The following is a 19,505-nucleotide window of genomic DNA, read 5'->3' as shown; positions in this document are numbered from 1 at the left end:
GGCGCTGGACTGTCCCGGGCATCGGATGGACAAGTGGAAGCTACGGATGCATGTGCGTTAGTGAGAAGAAAGTGGCTTTGACATGGTCGGATTGATCGGAGGTGGTATCGGATTTGTTCTGGTTATAGACGCCTGCCTTGAAGTAAAGATATTTATCGTTGTAACCGCTTGGGAGGGTATGGTTCACGGTGGTGGCCGATCCGCCCTCCGGGATTACTTTTACCGTCATGAACAGTCCGGTCACCTTGATTTCATAGCTCCATGTCTGGCCGAGGGCAATGCCGTTTACAGGGTTAAGCTGGTTCGGTCCGCCGAGTATGTTCACCCAGGTGTTGTTGTTGTCCAGATCATCGGTCCCAAAATAAACCGCACCCCTGCTGTCCGAAGGACGCTTGTGGTAATAAAGCCGTATCGGCTCGGTGCTGGGGCCATGGATTTGCCCGACCACGACGCGGCCGATTTTATCGGCTTCGTTACCGCTGACGGATACACGATCCACGCGTAAGGTAGCCTTCATCGTTCCATCCACGCCGCCGGCCTGCGACTTTATGGATGGGGAGGAGGTAGAGGTTACCCAATTATTGGCCCATGAGGAGGCGCTGTTCGTCGACGGATTCAGCATTTCCCGAAGCTCGGAGCGGGTGTAGGTGCTGTTCGTGGTGGTCTCGCCGATATTAGGGGATGTGAATACCATGCCGCCGCTGACGGGATCGGTATAGAACCAGCCCGGATGCTCATAGCCGCCGGCGAGTGCGCTAGCTGGAATCTCGGACGCGTCAGGCAGGGTGATTTTCCACTTGGTTAGGTCAAAATTGCCCGAAGGGGGTTTAGCCGGGTCAAGGGCCCCGCCTCCTCCATCCGTAGGGTCTCCCCAAATTTCGACCTCCGTATAACTGTTCCAGTCATTGGAGGTGTTGCCGTAGCCCACAATGCGTACATACCGGGCTTCCGCGACGGGGATGGAGAAGGATTGCAGCTGGTTGTTTAGAGCGCTAGTGACAGCGTTCCGGGCTTGAAGCCAGTTGGAGCCATCCGATGAGGTTTGGATATCGAAGGTGAATGTACGCGAATCTCCGTTGTAAAACGCGATCTTGACCAATGAAACCGTTTGGGCGGACCCAAGATCCAGTCTCAGCCAAGTGCCTTTGCCTTCACCGGACCAGCGTGTGCTAAGATTGCCGTCCACCGCTTTCGATGCATCGCAAGCACAGCGGGTGTCGTAGCTGCTGGCCGATGCGGAAGCCGGGTACTTGCTCTCATTAGCTGCCATGCTCTGTCCTTCAAACAAAGGAGCAAGCAGCATGGCTGCACTGATCAGGCAGAAGGTTATTCTTTTGGGTAAAGCAAACCTTCGTTTCACGGCGATCCCTCCCGTAGGTTGATGTAATCGTTAATAAATATCATTTCCCTCCTTTCTGCGGTGCGCTTCAGACTGGTATGACAGCGCTTACCTAAAACGTAGCAAGAATGTGCGCACAGGTCTTGTGTTAATCCTATAAGTACTTGGTATTTTTGCATAATGGGAGGATTTATTGCGCCTTCTGCCTCCAAGCAGCTTTCCTGGATGATGAAGCATCGTGTATTTGGATTTCGCCACACCTGACTCGGACAGGAAATATCTTGCATGGCGATAACGGATATGATGAGCCGGGTATACAATGAGGGAACAGGCGGAAAGGGAATAACATTTTTCTTCGGATGCCGTATGGCATATAATCTAAAGAACGAACGATTCCGAATCGACCCTAAATAGATAAAAAAACAGGAGTGGGACAAATGACACTGAAGGAGCTTAGAGAGCATCGCCAATATCCGGAGCAAACGAAGTCGGATGCTTCACGCGCGGTATACGAGCGGGATTATTCGCGCCTGATCCATTCGCCGACGTTCCGCAGGCTGCAAGGAAAATCGCAGGTATTCGGCGCCGGCACCGGCGATTACTACCGGACGCGCTTAACGCATTCGCTTGAGGTGGCGCAGATTGCGAGAGAAGCTGCACGGAGCCTGACGCGTCTTTATCCCGAAGTGCTGCCGGAGCAGGCCGAGAACGCAGGGCTGATGATTGATCCCGAGGTGGTGGAATGCGCGGCGATCGCCCACGATTTCGGGCATCCTCCGTTCGGCCATAAGGGCGAAGAGGTGCTGCAGGGCATTCTGGAGAAGCTCATTGACCGCAGGACCGAGAAGGAACTGACGCGCCAGCCCGGCACGCCGACACCGGAGCAGGCGGCCGAGGTGCAGCAGGCCATGCGGCGCAAATATGAACATTTTGAAGGGAACGCGCACAATTTCCGGCTGATCATGTTTTTGGAGAAAAGAGAGAACGTAAACGGCCTCAACCTGTCGGATGCGGTGCTGCTTGGCATCAACAAATATCCGTTCTCCGGCCTGGTTAATCCCAAGGGGATGTACCGGCATGAATGGGAATACATCTCTCATATCCGGAAGGAGTGGCAAATCCCTGGCACGCACAGAACGCTGGAAGCGCAGCTTATGGATCTGTGCGATGACATCGCGTATTCCGCGCATGATCTGGAAGATGGCATCAAAGCCGGGAAGATTGAGGTGCATGAGCACTTTCTGCGGGACAGCCATCTCAACAAATTGATCGTGCAGAAGATCATGACGCTGGAAGACGAGGTGTGGAAGGGATGGACCAAGGAGCAGATCCAGCCGAAGGTGGATTTGGTGCTGGACGAGTTTCTGAAAATATGGAACGAAAAAATGCCGACCTGCGAGAATGATTATTCACGTACACGGCGCGAGGTCAAGGCCTACTGGGTCAGCCTGTTTGTGGGCAGCCTTGGCGTGATCGCGAACGGGGATTGGAAAAAGGTCACGTTTGTCAAAGACGGCGTCGAAGACGAGGATATGCTGCGTACCGTCAGCGTCCTGAAAAGTTTCGCCTGGGTGACCATGATTCGCGACCTGCGGGTTCAGCGCCTGCAGAAGCGCAGCGAATGGATCATCAAGCGATTGTGGGATGCCTTTCTGGATCCTGTCGCTTCAACGGCGATCATTCCATCCGATTGGCTACAGCGTTATGAGGCGGATCAGAAGCGGGCCCAGCCGATCTGGACGTGGGAGCATATGGTGATTGATTATATCGCAGGGATGACGGACGCTTTTGCCGAGAAAATCTATAACGAGTTATATGGACTCAAGGTGGGTTCGATCTATGATTTGGATTAGTAACCGCGATACAAGGGGGATTGCATGAATAGCCAATTGAAACTGAGCGTGCTTGATCTGGTTCCGCGATGGGGAGAGAGCTCGTTCGAAGAAGCCTTGCAGCAAGCGGTGATATTGGCGCAGTCTGCTGAACAATGGGGCTACGGGCGATACTGGGCAGCGGAGCATCATGATCTGGAGCACCTGTCCTGTGCGTCGCCCGAGATCCTGCTGTCCCATATCGGCGCCCGAACAACGCGCATCCGGCTCGGTTCCGGGGCCGTGCTGCTGCCCCATTACAGCCCGCTGAAAGTGGCGGAGAATTTCCGCATGCTGGCGGCGCTGTATCCCGGTCGCATCGATCTCGGGATCGGGCGGGCTCCGGGAGGTTCGGCTCATACGAGCATGGCGCTTAGCGGGAATTTCTTGGGGCATGTGGCGGATTTGCCGCAGCGGATTCAGGCTTTGACCGAACTGCTGGAGGACCGGTATCGCTACGACGATGTGCCGGTGGCAGCCAAACCGGTACCCGCAGCGCAGCCGGTGATGTGGATGCTGGGCACGAATACGAAAGGTGCCGGGTATGCAGCCGAATTCGGGACGGGCTATGTATTCGGACAGTTTATGAGCGATACGGACGGGACGGAGATTCTCCGTTCTTACAGGGAAGGCTTTCAGGCAAGCGCTGATTTGAGAGAACCGCGTGCGATGGTGGCGGTGAGCGTGATTTGCGCGGAGACGGAGGAGCAAGCAAGGAAGCTGGCCGCGTTAATTCCACGGCCTGGGGAGAGCACCCTTCCTTCGGAACCGACGGATTCCGATTCTGCCGGTCCATCCCGGAGGCTAATCATCGGCACGCCTGCAAGCGTGCGAGATAAGCTGCAGATGATGGCGGAAAAATACCGGTGCGACGAGTTCCTGGTCGTTACCCCCGTGAGCGATTACAGTGCGCGGCTGGAATCGTATCGGCTGTTAATGGGGCAGTAGCGACTGCTGCACACTGCTGCACATATATAATAGAAGAGAGACGAAATACATGATGAATACGAACGACTATGACATGACCTTCGGTCCGTCCTCCATGAGCGATATATCATCTTATCTGTATACGTATGCCTGTCATGAAACCGAGCGGGCGCTATGCTTGATGGAGCTGACGGAGCTGTTCGGTCAGGGGCCTGACGGAGCGGACTGGCTGGAAAGCGAGCGGCGGGTCGATCCGGATCGCAGCCCGTTCCTATCGGCCTGCCTTGACGTCAAGATGATTGGAGAATCCATCGAAAGCATCGCCGAGCAAGCAGGCCGCATTCGACTTAACCAAACGACCTTCAAAGTCGTCTGCCTTAAGGCGGGCGATCGTTTCAGCTATGATCAATTGCGCGGTTTCGAACGGATGGTAGGTGGCCGAATCGAAGGAACGGCGCAGATGAAATCTCCGGATGTCACGCTCGGCCTGATATCCCTAAACGGAATCTGGCGATTGGGGGTATTGCACGAGCCTGAACGTGCCTGGCTGGAGCATAAGCGGAAGCCGCAAAATTATTCGACAGGGCTCAGCTCGAGGGTGGCCAGGGCGCTGGTCAATCTGGCCGTGCCTCGGATAAACGGTGCCACGCTCATGGATCCCTGCTGCGGAATGGGAAATGTATTGATCGAGGCATTCTCGATGGGAATCCCGGCCGAGGGCCGTGACATCAATCCGCTCGCGGTTCGCGGAGCGAGGGTGAATCTCCGGCACTACGGTTATGATGACAATAAAGTTGCCGTCCAGGACATGAACACGCTGCATGGACATTATGATGCCACTGTACTGGATTTGCCGTATAATCTGTGTTCCGTCTTTCCAGAGGATGAGCAGTTGCGGATGCTGAAAAGCTTACGCCGCTTGTCAGATCGTGCTGTCATCGTCAGTACGGAGCCGCTAAGAGAGCAGCTGACGGACACGGGGTGGAAGGTGCTTTCTCATTGCACGACCCGCAAGGGGAGCTTCATAAGAGATATTTGGCTGTGCGAGTAAATGGCCATCCAAAAATTTATTCGGCAGGATCATATCGATACTTTTCCAAATCAATGATGCCTTTGTGATTGACGGCAACGCCTTCGTCCTGCAGATACAGCTCCTGCATGAGCCTGGACTCGTCGTCTTGGATGGCGATTTCGCCTTTGGCGTTGATGACCCGATGCCACGGCAGCTTGTGAATATGACTGAGGGTGTGAAGTATTCTGACGACCTGCCGGGCACCTCTTGGGCTGCCGGCCAGTCTGGCCACCTGTCCATAAGTCATCACGTATCCTTCCGGAATGCTCTGAATCACTTCAATGACGCGTTTTGTAAACGGCTGCATTTATGTGTGCTCACTCCATTTTCCATATAAATAAAAAGGGCGTCCCGACAGGCAAGGAAAACCTCGGGACGTTCCTTTTTTTGACAAGCTCCTTAAACCAACGCGTGGATCTAGATACGAAATGGTGCTTCACGACTTGTTGCCTGGTCTTAGTACGACTTGCTGTAATCGACCACATTGCGGGACAACGGCTCTCCGTTTACGTAGTGCTTTAAATTCTCCAGGAAAATATCCACGGCACGCTCGCCGTATCGATCCGTATCGCCTGCCATGTGAGGCGTCATGATGACGTTGTCCAGGTTCCACAGCAGATGGTCCGCAGGAAGAGGCTCATCCTCGAAGACATCCAGACCCGCTCCTGCCAAACCTCCGGATTGCAGCGCTTGGACCATGTCGTCCGTGACCACGGTCTGGCCGCGGCCTACGTTCACGAAGAAGGCGGAGTCCTTCATCGCCGAGAATCTTGCCGTATTGAACAGTCCGCGGGTTTCATCGGTCAGCGGCAGGATATTGACGATGTAATCGCCTTGCGCCAGTGCTTCATCGAGCTGATCGACCTTATACATCGATTCCACGTTAGGATCGGACTTGCCGGAGTTGCGGACCCCGACGGTCCGCATACCGAACGCCTGGGCCACCCGTGCCGTATGGCTGCCGATTTGGCCGACGCCGACGATGACGATGGTTTTGCCGGCCAATTCCGTGAACGTGCCGGATGTATCCCAGTTGTTGTTCGACTGCTGACGGATTGCGAGATGAAGGTTGCGGTTGAAGGCCAGGATCATCGCAAAAATATGCTCCGTGATCGGAACGCTATGTACGCCGCTGGCGTTGGTCAACTGAATGCCTTTTTCCTCTAGTTCCCGGAGCGGCATTTTATCCACCCCGGCCGACCAGGCTTGAATCCATTTGAGTTTGCTGTCGGCGGACAATACCTCGTCCTGCATGGAGCGTGACCAGCCGATCATGATCTCGGCATTCCGAACGATGCTTCCCGTCAACTCTTTCGCTTTTGTCACCAACAGGTCATAGTGGGGGGCAATCTCCTTGATTTTTTGCTGCTGCTCGGCGGTTAAGTCGTGTATGGCCACGATGTTCGGCATGGTACTACCTCCTAAGGAATATGATGTTCAACCAGAATCATAGCGAAAATCTCTTAGGGAACATATTATCAGAAATCATCGCTCTGCGCATGAACGAACGGACGCGATTGGTAAATTTGTACATGAATTATTGTCCGATTTATGGTAAATTGAAGCTTCATCATATTTTTAGGCGTATTTGATGTACCCCTCATACTATTTTCAGATGTTCTTGCTCAAACTATAAACGAACCAGGAAAACATGGTGGCAGTGCTTAGACTGCTAGCGATAAAAGATGATTGGAAGGAAGTGTCGTAGTTGAGCCATTCGGCTGAGGGAGCTATGGATCGTTTGTTTGTTGCCGTGCGTCTGCCATCGGAGGTCTCCTCCCGGATACAGGATTGGACGGAAACATTGAGGAAGCATGCCAATTTCAAAAAATGGGTTCATCCGCAGGATTACCACATTACCTTACAGTTTCTGGGCGATACGCCCTCTCATCGCATAGCGGAGCTTACCGGTGCGCTCCAGGAGGTAGCCAAGGAACGCAAGCCCTTCAAGCTCAGTCTTTATGATGCCGGCGTGTTCGGGGCAAGCGGCTCCCCAAGGATTCTATGGGCTGGGGTCGGCGGGGATCTGAATGCGCTCGCTGAGCTGCAGCAATCGGTCGTGTCGCGGATGGAATCTTTCGGATTCGTACCGGAGGAGCGTCCCTTTCGACCGCATATTACGGTTGGCCGGAAATTTCAAGGAAATCAAACATTTTCTTTGGATGTTATCGGAAAAGGACCCGAACCTATCCAGTGGGACGTGCTAGAAATGGTTCTTTTTCGAACAAATTTACAGGCGAGCCCGATGTACGAAACCGTAGGTGTGGCGCGGCTTTCGACCATTTTTTGAAATTGAAAATAGAATGTTCATAAAATTACCATGTTTTCAACGCCTAAAAATGTGGTTACATAGTGTAGAAATGTGCCGACATCATAGGAGGAAAAATATGGTTATGAAAGTGCTACGGCAAAATCGCTGGGTTGCGCTGCTCATCGGAGCGCTCTTTGTGAGTTTGTCTCTTATAAGTTTGCTTGGAATGCAATCGAAAACGACGGAAGGGAAAGAGCCAAAGCAGGACATGCCCAAATTTGTAACGGCTGCTCCGGTTCCGGAAGGCGACCCTGATCACTACGTTAAAGCTGAGAGTAGGCAGCAGGATAGGGAACCTGTCAACATTTTGTCTTCAATTGTTTTCCAAGAGTGGAATAAGCCGGGGAGCAAGGTTCATGCTTTTTCAAACGCAAAAGGCATTGGTTTAGCCTCCGGGAATATCGACTCGAAAGCATCATTGAAGACTGCAGATGAGAAGAAGAAAGCAACCAAATCTCAGGCTGCGGACGGGAAACCGGCAAAACAAAAGGGGACTCATGTCGTCAAATCCAAGGCGGAAAGCCTATCACCCCCCACAACTTTATTCTTCACAAGAACAAATACGTTAACCCAGGACCAAAAAGACAAAGCGACCTGGACCTATGATTTGTCAGCTGAAGAACTGCTTCTGCTCCAGAAGATTGTCATGGCAGAGGCGGAAGGCGAACCGTACGAAGGCAAGGTGGCAGTTGCCAACGTTGTCTTAAACCGGCTGCGGTCAGCCAATTTTCCCGATACGATTACCGATGTCATCTATCAAAAGCATCAATTTAGTCCTGTAGCGAACGGGCGTCTTAAACGTGTCCAGCCGAACGAAGAGACGATTAAGTCCGTGAATGCGGCGCTTCATGGCCAAAAAGAGGTGAAGGACGATACGTACTTCTTCCTGTCTTTGAAGCTGGCTCAGGATCTCACGGTGCATCATTCCAGGACTTTTGTTAAAAAAATAGGAAATCACTCTTTTTACAAGTAGTGCCCATAAGGGTAAACTAGGATGTAGGAGGTGTGTTTAACCATGAATATTACGTATTATGGCCATTCCAGCATATTGGTGGAGGAAGGCGGCGTTCGTGTCATCATCGACCCGTTGCTGTCCGGTAATCCCGGTTCCGGCATCGAACCCAGTGACGTGAAAGTGGATGCAGTGGTTCTGACGCATGGGCACTCCGACCACTTTGGCGACTGCATCGAAATTGCGAAGCAGAATGATTGTCCGATTATCGCCGTGTACGAACTCGCCGTGTATTGCGGCCAGCAGGGAGCCAAATCCCATGGGATGAATATCGGCGGAAGCGCGCAATTCGACGGTTTTAAGGTGAAGTTTACCCCGGCCTTCCATTCTTCCTCCATCTCGGTGGGGGATACCTGGATCTATGCGGGGCAGCCTGGAGGCGTCATTCTGACCATGGGCGGAAAAACGTTCTATCATGCTGGCGACACAAGTTTGTTTGGCGATATGCGCCTGATCGGAGAGATGAACAACATCGATGCAGCCGCGCTGCCGATCGGGGATATGTTAACGATGGGCCCGCAGGACGCCCTGCTGGCCGCACAGTGGATTCGTGCGAAGCATGTCATCCCGGTGCACTATGACACGTTCCCGGGCATTAAACAGGATGCAAGGGCCTTCTGCGACGAACTGGCCCAAACGGGCATTCAGGGTCATCCGTTGAAAGCAGGAGAAACGCTGGAAATATAGATCGATTTATACTTAAAAAAGCTTCCCTGTCACATAGGACAGGGAAGCTTTTTGGTAGAGGATAAGTGCATAAGCGCGTTCTTGGAACAGGATGCATATTAGGGCTGGTCCGCCAATATTTTGACGGCATCTTCGGGATAAACGGGTATGCGTCCTTCGGTCAGCAATCCCATCACCTGGCCGGCGCAGTGGTCGGGCTCCAGATGCGGCGTGCGCTGCCGGACCGCTCCGTTACGCTTCTTCTCCACCTGGTCATAATGATCGGACAGCAGGTTCAACCACTTGTCGATCACGGCAGGGGAGTCGAGAATTTCCCCGTAGCCTTCGCTGACAAAGAAGTGGGAATTCACTTCTTCCTGTCCCGGGATAGGCTCATAGAACAGCATCGGAATTCCCTTGGCGGCTCCTTCCGTGCATGTCATCCCGCCGGGCTTCGTAATGAGAAGATCGGACACGTCCATCAGTTTATGTATATCGTCCCGATAACCGAGAACATGAATGTTGGGATGTTGGAAGATCGGATCTTCGCGCATGCTGGCAACCAGCTTATCGTTCTGTCCCATACAGAAGACCAACTGGATATCATCGGCCCTGCCGGCCAGCTTGCTGAGCAGCTCCTTGTTGAATACGAGCCCCCATCCGCCTCCCATGATCAGCACGGTGGGCATGTTCTTTAATTCAAGCTCGGCCTGCAGCGCAACCCGGCTGCCTCTTTCCCAGAACTTCGGATGCACCGGAATGCCGGTCACATGGATGAATTCGGGCTCAATCTCCCGCAGCATGAGCATCTTTTTCACATGAGGCGTCGATACGAGATATTCATCAACTTCCGGATTGACCCAGGTGCCGTGCGCATCATAGTCGGTAATCAGCGTATAGAGCGGAACATCAAGCCCCTGGCGCTTCAGACGGGAGACCACGGCGTTAGGAAACGGGTGGGTGCATATGATCAGATCCGGTTTCAGCTCCTCGATGACCCGCTGGGCCTGCGCATAGAAAATCCGATGCAGCGCGAGCCGCGTCAGACGGTTTAACGATTTCTTATATTGCGAACGGTACAGCATGCCGACAAGGCGCGGCCGGGTGCTGACGGTTTTTCGATAAGCGGACAAAATTAACGGCCCCACGGTGGGATTCAAAAAATTGCCAAGTTCAATGACGCGGCAGTGGATGCGGGGATTCATCCGCTTTATACCTTCAGCCAGCGCATACGCCGCTTGCGTATGTCCTGTGCCGAAACCCTCTGAGAAGAGGAGCACTCTTGTATATCGCATGGTTTCACCTACTTCTTTCTCCCTCTATCTTACAAAACAGGAATCATTTTTTGAAGAGCGGCGCGAAAAAAAAGAGTATGCATCCTAAGTATACGCGCAAAAGGGAAAAGCATTTCAATTATTTTACCGGCGGACTTTTTCTTTCATTAGACGTTATGATAAGATTTGAACCCTGCATCCGCATTTTCAAAAAAATTTAACGAAAGATATTGCAACGCATCCGATAATCTGGTAAAGTGATTTTTGACCGAATGACCAGAATTGTATTTTGGTCAGTTTCGAAAGAAAAGGCCAATCAAAAGAAGATCGTAGAAGGAGGGGTAAGCATGCCAGCTGTGGACCGACGGAAGCAGGTGCTAGATGCTGCCTCCAAGTCGTTTGCTTTGTTCGGATACAAAGCGACGACGATGGAACAGGTGGCGAAGATTGCAAATGTTGGGAAAGGCACGATCTACACGTTTTTCACGAATAAGGATGAGCTGTTCGACGAGATCCTGCTATCGGCCATCATGGAGATGAAACGTCTGGCCGAACGGGAGATACGGAAGGACAGGGATTTCTTTGACAATCTCTACCGGGTGCTGGATGCGCTGCTTGAATTCCGAAGCGAGCATGAGCTGTTCATCAAGCTGTCGCAGGAAGTTCGGGACATCGGCACGCCTAAGGCGCATGAGGGATTGACGAAAGTGGAGAACGGAATCGTCGGGTATCTCAAGGGAATCGTGGAGAATGCCATTTCGATCGGTGAGATCAAGCCGCTGGATGCTCAGGTGGTATCCTTTGTGATGCTTAAGCTGTACGTTGCGCTCACGACCGACTTCAATCAGCTTCACAAGCCGCTCAGCAAGGAACAGATCAAGGAATATATGATGGTGTTCTTGGCTGACGGGCTCAAAGCCTCCTCGTAAGAGGAAGATGCAATCTCCTTCGTGATGAGGAAGGCGGACTCTCTTGGCTTGAGGGATCGCCTTCCTTGCCAGGGATCGTTTTTTTGGTCTAAACTGACCAAATGAGCATATTGGTCATTGTGTACTGGAATGAAGATGTGATTTGCCGTAAGAGCAGATTCATGTCGGCTGGTTAACTGCTGTATCTAAAGAAAAAAAGGAGAGAGACTGGATGAAGTCATTATCTGTGTTTGCCAAAGATCTTGGTGCCGCCGTTCGGAATAAAAAAATATTGATTCCGATCATCGCGGTGCTGTTCATACCGGTCATGTACAGCGGTATGTTCCTCGGGGCCTTCTGGGACCCGTACGGAAAGATGGAGGATTTGCCCGTAGCGGTCGTCAATAACGATCAGGGCGCTGTTTTTGAAGGAAAGACGCTTCACGCCGGCGAGGATTTGGTGGCCGAGCTGAAGAAGGGAAAAGATTTTAATTGGCAGTTCGTTAACCGGAGTGAAGCTGAACAGGGCATGCAGGATAACAAATACTACATGACCATCAGCATTCCGGAAAATTTCTCGCAGCAGGCGACAACGTTAATGGATGAACATCCGCAGCCTGCGCAAATCGTCTTCGAGCCGAACGAAGGCTACAACTTCCTTGCGGCACAGATCGGCGGATCTGCCGTGAAGCAGATTCAGTCCAAGGTGTCGGCGAAAGTGACGGAAGCCTACACGGAAACCCTGTTCGACCAAGTGGCCAAAGTATCTGACGGCCTAAGCGAAGCGGGGGACGGCGCCACGAAGCTGTCCGAAGGTGCCGTGAAGCTGGACGACGGCGCGGTGAAGCTTAAAGAGAATCTGGCTAAACTCGTCAGCGGCACGCAGGAGCTGCAAGACGGCATCGCGCCATTGACGCAGGGCGTGCAGGAGCTGAATAACGGTGCCGGCAAGCTGAACACGGGAGCGGGCTCCCTCGCCTCCGGCCTGGATCAGCTTAAGGCGGCTCACAGCCAGCTGCAAGCAGGGGCAGAAGAGGCCGCCAAGGGTGGTGCCAAGCTGCAAGCGGGCATTGAATCTGCTGCAGCCGGCAGCACGGCCTTGAATGAAGGCCTGCAAGCCAACCAGGCAGGGGCAGCCCAGCTTGCCGCTGGCGCGAAGAGCGCTCATGATGGCAGCGGCAGCCTGAAGGCCGGCCTGAATCAATCGCTGGAAGCCACGGCTGCGCTGGAGCAAGGCGCAAAGGCCGTTGCGGACGGCCTGAAGCAGCTGGCCGAAGGCAATCCGGAGCTGGCGCAAAGTCCGGAGGTTCAGAAGCTGCTGGCCGCGAGCCAGTCCGTCGCCTCCGGCACGAATGAGCTGAATGCCGGTCAGAAGCAGCTGGCGCAAGGCGCAGCGGAGCTGAACCAAGGCACGCAGCAGCTGCAGGAAGGCGCAGGCAAGCTGAGCGCCGGCGCGAACCAGCTCGCTGACGGCGGCAAACAGCTCGCCGCGGGCGGCCAAGAGCTGCTGGCCGGCGCCAAACAGCTGAACGCCGGCCAAAACCAATTGGCCGACGGCATGAAGCTGTTCGGCACGAAGCTGAGCGAAGCGGCAGCCGGCGGCAAGGAGCTTGCCAGCGGCGCGGCCGCCCTGTCGCAGGGCACGCAGCAGCTGGCAGGCGGAGCCGGCAAGCTGGGAAGCGGCGTAACGACCCTCGCCGACGGCTCGAAACAGCTGGATTCCGGGGCTGGCGAGCTGGTCAACGGAATGAACGAATTGAAGGAAGGCAGCGGGGAGCTTGCAGGCAAGCTGAACGAGGCTGCCGACAAGACTGGCGGTATCCAAACCACCGACGAAACGGTCACGATGTTTGCCGGACCGGTTCAGGTAGATGAGCATAAAGTGAACGAAGTACCGAACTACGGTACCGGATTCGCGCCATACTTCCTGTCGCTCGGCTTGTTTGTCGGAGCCCTGCTCTGCACGATTATTCTGCCGATCCGTGAGGCATCGGTACCGAACGCATCGGGCTGGAACCGGTTTGTCAGCCGTACGCTGTCCTTTGCCGGCATGGGATTGATTCAAGCGCTGCTGGCTTCGGTTGTCATGCTGTACGGATTGAAGCTAGAGGTTCAGAGCGTTCCGCTCTTCTATCTCTTCTCCATCATTACCAGCTTGTCGTTCATGTTCCTGGTGCAAATGTTCGTCACATGGCTGGATCAGCCTGGACGCTTCGTCGTCATCGTAATCCTGATCCTTCAATTGACAACGAGCGCGGGCACGTTCCCGGTAGAGCTGATTCCGAACTGGATGAAGGCTTTGAATCCGCTGCTGCCGATGACCTACAGCGTAAAAGGCTACAAAGACGTCATTTCCACGGGAAGCTTCGACGGCATGTGGGCCAACGTGGGCGTACTGGTCGGATTCGGTCTGGTGTTCCTAGTGTTGACCGCGGTGTACTTCCTGGCAATCCGAAACAACAAGCAAGCAGCAGACGCCGATACAGCGGTGACTGCGTAAGAAGAGCTTCTATATAATATGTAAGGAAAAGGACTTTCCCGGGGGATCGAACAGATCCAGGGGAGGTCCTTTTTTGATGAGCCGACATAACGTGGCGATCATCGAGGCGATGGCGGGTATGTTGCGTCAAGTTTCATCGGCTCCCCTCAACCTGCCGCTGGAAATATTCCCGAGAACCGATCATGAAGGAGCTTCATTTTATATAGGATGGATGGTCAGGATGATCACGGCTTCACTGCCGGAGAGAGGAGTGAGCGGCCAAAGCGGAGCGATATGATAACGAATTACGAAAAAAGTGATGAAAACCGCTTGTTCGGAATGTTCTATTTGCATGTTTTTTTGCACTATTCTACATAATATTTAACTAACTTTTGTGATTACTCTCACAAAAACAATTCTTATCAAATTCATAAAAACTTTGAATTGCCTGCATTGTATGACGGTGATAAAATATATAGAACTAATTAATCTTACGTGTTAGGTAAATGTTAACCCTTGTCGCTTTTGCACAATACTGCATCGCCTCAAGACAGTGTGTCCACTGCAGGAGAGGATTGATGTCCAACCTTTAAGAGGTTGTTCAAAAAGTCCGCTTTTGATCACGAAGTGAATCAGGAAGCCACTCGACATCGAATCTTGAATTCAACCGGGCCTTCCGGTGCTCACGTACCAAAACGTACGCTCCACTCCTCAGTCCCTAGCTTCATCCAATCTTCTCGGTGCTGAAAACCGACCTTTTTGAACACGCACTTTATGTTTTCTGTTATTGATCAGCAGCATTTTATTCTATAAAAAGAAAGGTTGCATCTTATGAAACATACTGATTTTCCCCAGAAACAGGGCCTCTATGATCCGCAGTTCGAAAAAGATGCTTGCGGTATGGGTTTCGTTGCCCATATCAAGGGTAAGCCATCCCATGAAATCGTCAGCAGCGCGCTGACCATGCTTGCCAATATGGAGCATCGCGGCGGTCAGGGCAGCGAGCCGAACTCCGGCGACGGTGCGGGAATCATGTTGCAGATTCCTCATTCCTTCTTTGCTGCCGAAGCGGCGAAACTGGGCTTTGAGCTTCCCGAAGCCGGGCATTACGGTGCAGGCATGTTGTTCCTTTCCCATGATCCTGCCGTCCGTTCGGCACATGAGGAGCAGTTGGCTTCGATTATTGCCGAAGAAGGCCAGACCCTGCTTGGCTTCCGCGATGTACCTACCCATGATGAAATGCTGGGCAAGTCCGCAAAAGCGGCAAAGCCGTATGTCCGCCAAGTGTTCATCGGACGCAGCGCCGACATTCAGGATGATCTCTCGTTCGAGCGCAAGCTGTATGTCATCCGCCGCCGAGCCGAGCTGGCGATCCGTTACAGCGGCAAGCCCGAAGGCGACAGCTTCTACGTATCCAGCCTCTCCTGCCGAAAAATCGTATATAAAGGCATGTTGACGACGGAGCAGGTAGGGGAATTTTACCTGGATCTGCAGGATGAGGGTTTGGAATCGGCGATTGCGCTCATTCACTCCCGTTTCAGCACGAATACGTTCCCGAGCTGGGAACGTGCGCATCCGTACCGTTTCATGATTCACAACGGCGAAATCAATACGCTGCGCGGAAATGTGAACTGGATGCACGCGCGCCAGTCCATGTTCGAGCATGAGCTGTTCGGAAGCGATTTGGAGAAGGTGAAACCTGTCATCAACCCGGACGGATCCGATACCGGGATGTTCGATAATACATTTGAATTCCTGTACCTCAGCGGTCGTTCCCTGCCGCACGTGGCCATGATGATGGTTCCCGAGCCGTGGAGCAACCATGAGAGCATGGATAAGACCAAAAAAGCATTCTACGAATACCACAGCACGCTGATGGAGCCATGGGACGGACCAGCGGCGATGGCATTCACGGACGGTGTTCAGATCGGCGCCACCCTGGACCGGAACGGGCTGCGCCCATCCCGTTATTACGTGACGAAGGATGATCTGATCATCCTGTCCTCCGAAGCGGGCGTTCTGGACGTTGCGCCGGAAAATGTGCTGTACAAGGATCGCTTGCGTCCTGGACGCATGCTGCTTGTCGACACGAAGGAAGGCCGCATCATTTCCGACGAGGAAGTCAAAGCCGGCATCGCGGCAGAGCTTCCATATTCCGAATGGCTGGATGAGCATCTGGTAGAGCTGCATGATCTTCCTGATGCGCCGGAACTTCCGGATCCGAAGCATGAGAATGTGCGTCAGCTCCAACAAGCGTTCGGCTACACGTACGAGGAACTGCGCAAAGTGATCGAGCCGATGGCGATCACCGGCGCGGAAGCGATCGCTTCCATGGGATATGACGCACCGCTTGCAGTGCTGTCCGACCGCCCGCAGCGGCTGTTCAACTACTTCAAGCAGATGTTCGCCCAAGTGACGAATCCGCCGATCGATGCGATCCGCGAGGAGCTGGTCACTTCGACGGCGACGACGATCGGCCCGGAGCGCAATCTGCTGAAGCCTGAACCGGAAAGCTGCCGCCACATCCGCCTGGATTCGCCGGTGCTGTCCAACGAAGAGTTTGCGAAGCTGCGCCATGTCCGCCGTCCGGGCTTCAAGTCCATGACGATTCCGATTTTCTTCCCGGCGGCCGAAGGAGCTGAAGGGCTTCGCAAGGCGATCGACACCCTCTGCGAAGCCGCGGATCGAGTCATCGCCAAGGGGCATAACATCCTGATCCTGTCCGACCGCGGCGTGGATAAGGACAATGCGGCGATTCCTTCGCTGCTAGCCGTTTCGTCGCTCCATCATCACCTGATTCGTCAGGGAACCCGGACCAAGGTGGCGATCCTGCTTGAATCCGGCGAACCTCGCGAAGTCCATCATTACGCTCTGCTGCTCGGTTACGGCGTGAGCGCGGTCAACCCGTATCTTGCGTTCGAAACGCTGGACGACATGATTCAGGAAGGCATGCTTCGCGGCATCTCGCATGAGAAGGCTGTGAAAAATTACATTAAAGCGGCAAGCAAAAGCGTCGTGAAAGTGTTGTCGAAGATGGGGATCTCCACGATTCAGTCCTATCGCGGCGCACAAATCTTTGAAGCCGTCGGCCTGAAGGAAGATTTCGTGGAGAGCTACTTCACGCGGACGCCGTCCCGCATCGGCGGCATCGGCCTGGAGGAAGTGGCCAGGGAAACGCTGGCCCATCACGAGCGTGCCTTTACCGATAAGGACGGCAACGATAAAGCGCTGGATTCAGCCGGCGAATACCAGTGGAGAGCGGACGGGGAAGAGCATTTGTTCAATCCGAGAACCATCCATTTGCTGCAGCAGGCCGTCCGGACCAATGACTACGCAACTTACAAGAAATACGCCGAGCTCGTGCAGGGTGAGAATGAGCAGCATCTGACGCTTCGCGCACTGCTCAAAATCAAGCCGGCCGGCAAACCGGTGCCGCTCGATGAGGTTGAATCCGCGGAGTCCATCATGCGCCGATTCAAAACGGGCGCGATGTCCTTCGGCTCCATCAGCAAGGAAGCGCATGAAAGCCTCGCGATCGGGATGAACCGCATCGGCGGCAAGAGCAATACGGGTGAAGGCGGAGAGGATCCGGCCCGCTTCATTCCGGATGCCAACGGCGATTCCCGCCGAAGTGCCATCAAGCAGGTGGCGTCGGGACGTTTCGGCGTCACTTCCAATTACCTGGTGAACGCGGACGAAATCCAGATCAAGATGGCGCAGGGAGCGAAGCCGGGTGAAGGCGGACAGCTGCCGGGCCGCAAGGTATACCCTTGGGTGGCCGAGGTCCGCGGTTCGACGCCGGGCGTAGGGCTGATCTCGCCGCCGCCGCATCATGATATTTACTCCATCGAGGATTTGGCGGAGCTGATCTATGACCTGAAAAATTCCAATCCACGTGCGGATATCAACGTGAAGCTCGTATCCGAAGTGGGCGTAGGCACGATTGCCGCAGGCGTTGCGAAGGGCCGCGCGGACATCATCCTGATCAGCGGTTACGATGGCGGCACGGGTGCTTCGCCGCAAGGCTCCATCCGTCATGCAGGCATGCCTTGGGAGCTTGGGCTTGCCGAGACCCATCAAACCCTCATCATGAACAATCTGCGTGACCGCGTGGTGCTGGAGACCGACGGCAAAATGCTGAACGGGCGCGATTTGGTGGTGGCGGCTCTGCTCGGAGCCGAAGAGTATGGATTCTCAACGGCACCATTGATTGCCGTCGGATGCATTATGATGCGCGTCTGCCAAATGGACACCTGCCCGGTTGGCGTGGCCACGCAGAATCCGGAGCTGCGCAAGAACTTTACGGGAGATCCGGAGCATGTCGCCAACTTTATGCGCTTTGTCGCTCAAGACATGCGCGAGCTGATGGCTGAGCTTGGCTTCCGTACCATTAACGAGATGATTGGTCGTACGGATTGCCTGGATGCCGTCAAAGCGGAACATCACTGGAAGAAGAAAGGCGTGGATATTTCGGCATTGCTTTATACGCCGGAGCTGCCGGAGGGCAGCACGCGCTACCGTACCCAAAGACAGAATCATGGTCTGGAACAGACGCTGGATATGCGTTCGCTGCTGGGCACCGCGGCGCCGGCATTGGAATCGGGAGCTGCGGTGAAGGGCACCTTCCCGATCACGAACGTGGACCGTGCCGTGGGAACCATCCTGGGAAGCGAAGTCACGCGCAAGTATGGTGCTGCCGGATTGCCGGAAGACACCATTCGATTCGACTTCGTGGGTTCCGCAGGGCAGAGCTTCGGCGCATTTGTGCCGAAAGGGATGACGCTGACGGTTGAAGGGGATGCCAACGACTATATCGGTAAAGGCCTTTCCGGCGGCAAGCTGATCGTGAAACCTTCACCTAAAGCAACCTTCAAAGCCGAGGAGAACATTATTGCGGGGAATACCGCATTCTATGGGGCTACAGGCGGAGAAGCCTATGTAAGAGGCATTGCCGGCGAGCGTTTTGCCGTACGTAATTCGGGCGCGAACATCGTCGTTGAAGGCGTCGGCGATCATGGTTGCGAATATATGACCGGCGGCCGGGTGGTCGTTCTCGGGGAAACCGGACGCAACTTCGCGGCCGGGATGTCCGGCGGCATAGCCTACGTCTATGATCCTGAGGGAACCTTCGTGGATCGCTGCAATCTGGAGATGGTGCTTCTGGAACGCGTCGAGGATGGAACGGAAGCGGAAGCCCTCCACCGTCTTGTCCGGCAGCATGAGCAGTATACCGGCAGCGTGCCGGCACAGCAAATTCTGGGAGACTGGGATCAAGCGCTCAGCCGCTTTGTCCGTATCATTCCGAAGGATTACAAACGCATGCTGCTGCATATCGAGAAGGTACAAGATCAAGGCCTGACGGGGGAAGCAGCGCTCCTCGCCGCCTTCGAGGCGAATATGAAAGAGCTGGCACGTACAGGGAACTAGAATCCAAAACGTATGACGGGAAACCACATTGTATTCTTTAATGAATGCAATGTGGTTTTTCTTCATATATAAATAAATTACAAGGGTTTAAGAATCTTCTATGGTGATGACAGGATTCACCAAAAGAAAATTCGACAAAATTAGAACCGGAAGCATAGGACAAAGGCTCCACAAGACGACAGCATCATGTGATTTCATTCGTTATAATATTGGTAAGTA

Annotated in this window: 14 protein-coding genes; 10 read left to right on the top strand and 4 right to left on the bottom strand. The window is 53.9% G+C overall.

All coding sequences use genetic code 11. The features are described from left to right. Nucleotides 1–40 precede the first annotated feature (40 nt). Complete coding sequence (locus MHI43_RS27115) at nt 41–1,360, bottom strand: polysaccharide lyase family 7 protein (protein WP_036665134.1); 1,320 nt, start codon at nt 1,358–1,360, stop codon at nt 41–43. Nucleotides 1,361–1,776: 416 nt separating this feature from the next. Here MHI43_RS27115 and dgt point away from each other — a divergent pair, with 416 nt between their 5' ends. The 3 genes from dgt to MHI43_RS27100 are packed head-to-tail and all read left to right on the top strand — an operon-like array spanning nt 1,777 to nt 5,188. Beyond that, the gene (dgt, locus tag MHI43_RS27110; RefSeq protein WP_015737342.1) at nt 1,777–3,192 is read left to right on the top strand and encodes a dGTP triphosphohydrolase; all 1,416 of its coding nucleotides are present in this window, start codon (nt 1,777–1,779) and stop codon (nt 3,190–3,192) included. A gap of 24 nt (nt 3,193–3,216) precedes the next feature. Next, nucleotides 3,217–4,158 carry an LLM class flavin-dependent oxidoreductase gene (locus MHI43_RS27105; protein ID WP_036665136.1) on the top strand — a complete coding sequence of 314 codons (942 nt, stop codon included), beginning with the start codon at nt 3,217–3,219 and terminating at the stop codon, nt 4,156–4,158. A gap of 49 nt (nt 4,159–4,207) precedes the next feature. Continuing rightward, a complete protein-coding gene (locus MHI43_RS27100; protein WP_081746352.1) occupies nt 4,208–5,188 on the top strand; it encodes an RsmD family RNA methyltransferase in 981 nt (326 codons plus the stop codon). Between the two features lie 16 nt (nt 5,189–5,204). On the opposite strand, the gene MHI43_RS27095 is transcribed toward MHI43_RS27100, so the two are convergent. Together MHI43_RS27095 and MHI43_RS27090 are read right to left on the bottom strand one after the other, a co-directional pair. After that, on the bottom strand, nt 5,205–5,516 hold the full coding sequence (locus tag MHI43_RS27095) for an MGMT family protein (RefSeq protein ID WP_015737339.1): 312 nt from the start codon (nt 5,514–5,516) through the stop codon (nt 5,205–5,207). A 149-nt stretch (nt 5,517–5,665) separates the two neighbouring features. Next, the gene (locus tag MHI43_RS27090) at nt 5,666–6,619 is read right to left on the bottom strand and encodes a D-2-hydroxyacid dehydrogenase (protein ID WP_036665138.1); all 954 of its coding nucleotides are present in this window, start codon (nt 6,617–6,619) and stop codon (nt 5,666–5,668) included. 322 nt (nt 6,620–6,941) lie between these two features. Between MHI43_RS27090 and thpR the strand changes: the two genes are divergently transcribed. From thpR to MHI43_RS27075, 3 genes are all read left to right on the top strand, one after another. Continuing rightward, nucleotides 6,942–7,499 carry an RNA 2',3'-cyclic phosphodiesterase gene (gene thpR, locus MHI43_RS27085; protein WP_015737337.1) on the top strand — a complete coding sequence of 186 codons (558 nt, stop codon included), beginning with the start codon at nt 6,942–6,944 and terminating at the stop codon, nt 7,497–7,499. A 97-nt stretch (nt 7,500–7,596) separates the two neighbouring features. Beyond that, entirely contained in the window at nt 7,597–8,493 is an 897-nt protein-coding gene (locus MHI43_RS27080; RefSeq protein WP_036665140.1) for a cell wall hydrolase, read from the top strand. Between the two features lie 42 nt (nt 8,494–8,535). Further along, the gene (locus MHI43_RS27075) at nt 8,536–9,219 is read left to right on the top strand and encodes a metal-dependent hydrolase (RefSeq protein WP_015737335.1); all 684 of its coding nucleotides are present in this window, start codon (nt 8,536–8,538) and stop codon (nt 9,217–9,219) included. Between the two features lie 98 nt (nt 9,220–9,317). Here the strand turns inward: MHI43_RS27075 and MHI43_RS27070 are convergent, their stop codons facing one another. Then, nucleotides 9,318–10,493, bottom strand: coding sequence for a UDP-N-acetylglucosamine--LPS N-acetylglucosamine transferase (locus MHI43_RS27070; RefSeq protein WP_036665141.1), 1,176 nt, complete (start codon nt 10,491–10,493; stop codon nt 9,318–9,320). Between the two features lie 326 nt (nt 10,494–10,819). Here MHI43_RS27070 and MHI43_RS27065 point away from each other — a divergent pair, with 326 nt between their 5' ends. From MHI43_RS27065 to gltB, 4 genes are all read left to right on the top strand, one after another. After that, complete coding sequence (locus MHI43_RS27065) at nt 10,820–11,401, top strand: TetR/AcrR family transcriptional regulator (RefSeq protein ID WP_015737333.1); 582 nt, start codon at nt 10,820–10,822, stop codon at nt 11,399–11,401. Nucleotides 11,402–11,612: 211 nt separating this feature from the next. Next, a complete protein-coding gene (locus tag MHI43_RS27060) occupies nt 11,613–13,880 on the top strand; it encodes a YhgE/Pip domain-containing protein (RefSeq protein WP_036665143.1) in 2,268 nt (755 codons plus the stop codon). Between the two features lie 76 nt (nt 13,881–13,956). Beyond that, a complete protein-coding gene (locus MHI43_RS27055) occupies nt 13,957–14,157 on the top strand; it encodes a hypothetical protein (RefSeq protein WP_036665144.1) in 201 nt (66 codons plus the stop codon). Between the two features lie 533 nt (nt 14,158–14,690). Then, nucleotides 14,691–19,286 (top strand): glutamate synthase large subunit, encoded by a 4,596-nt coding sequence (gltB, locus tag MHI43_RS27050; RefSeq protein ID WP_036665145.1) that lies wholly within the window; start codon nt 14,691–14,693, stop codon nt 19,284–19,286. Nucleotides 19,287–19,505: the final 219 nt, after the last annotated feature.

Source organism: Paenibacillus sp. FSL H8-0457 (assembly GCF_038051935.1).
In the GTDB taxonomy this organism is placed as follows: domain Bacteria; phylum Bacillota; class Bacilli; order Paenibacillales; family Paenibacillaceae; genus Paenibacillus_AQ; species Paenibacillus_AQ lautus_A.
The sequence above is the reverse complement of the archived record's forward strand: the minus strand, read 5'-3'. Positions and strand labels throughout refer to the sequence as shown.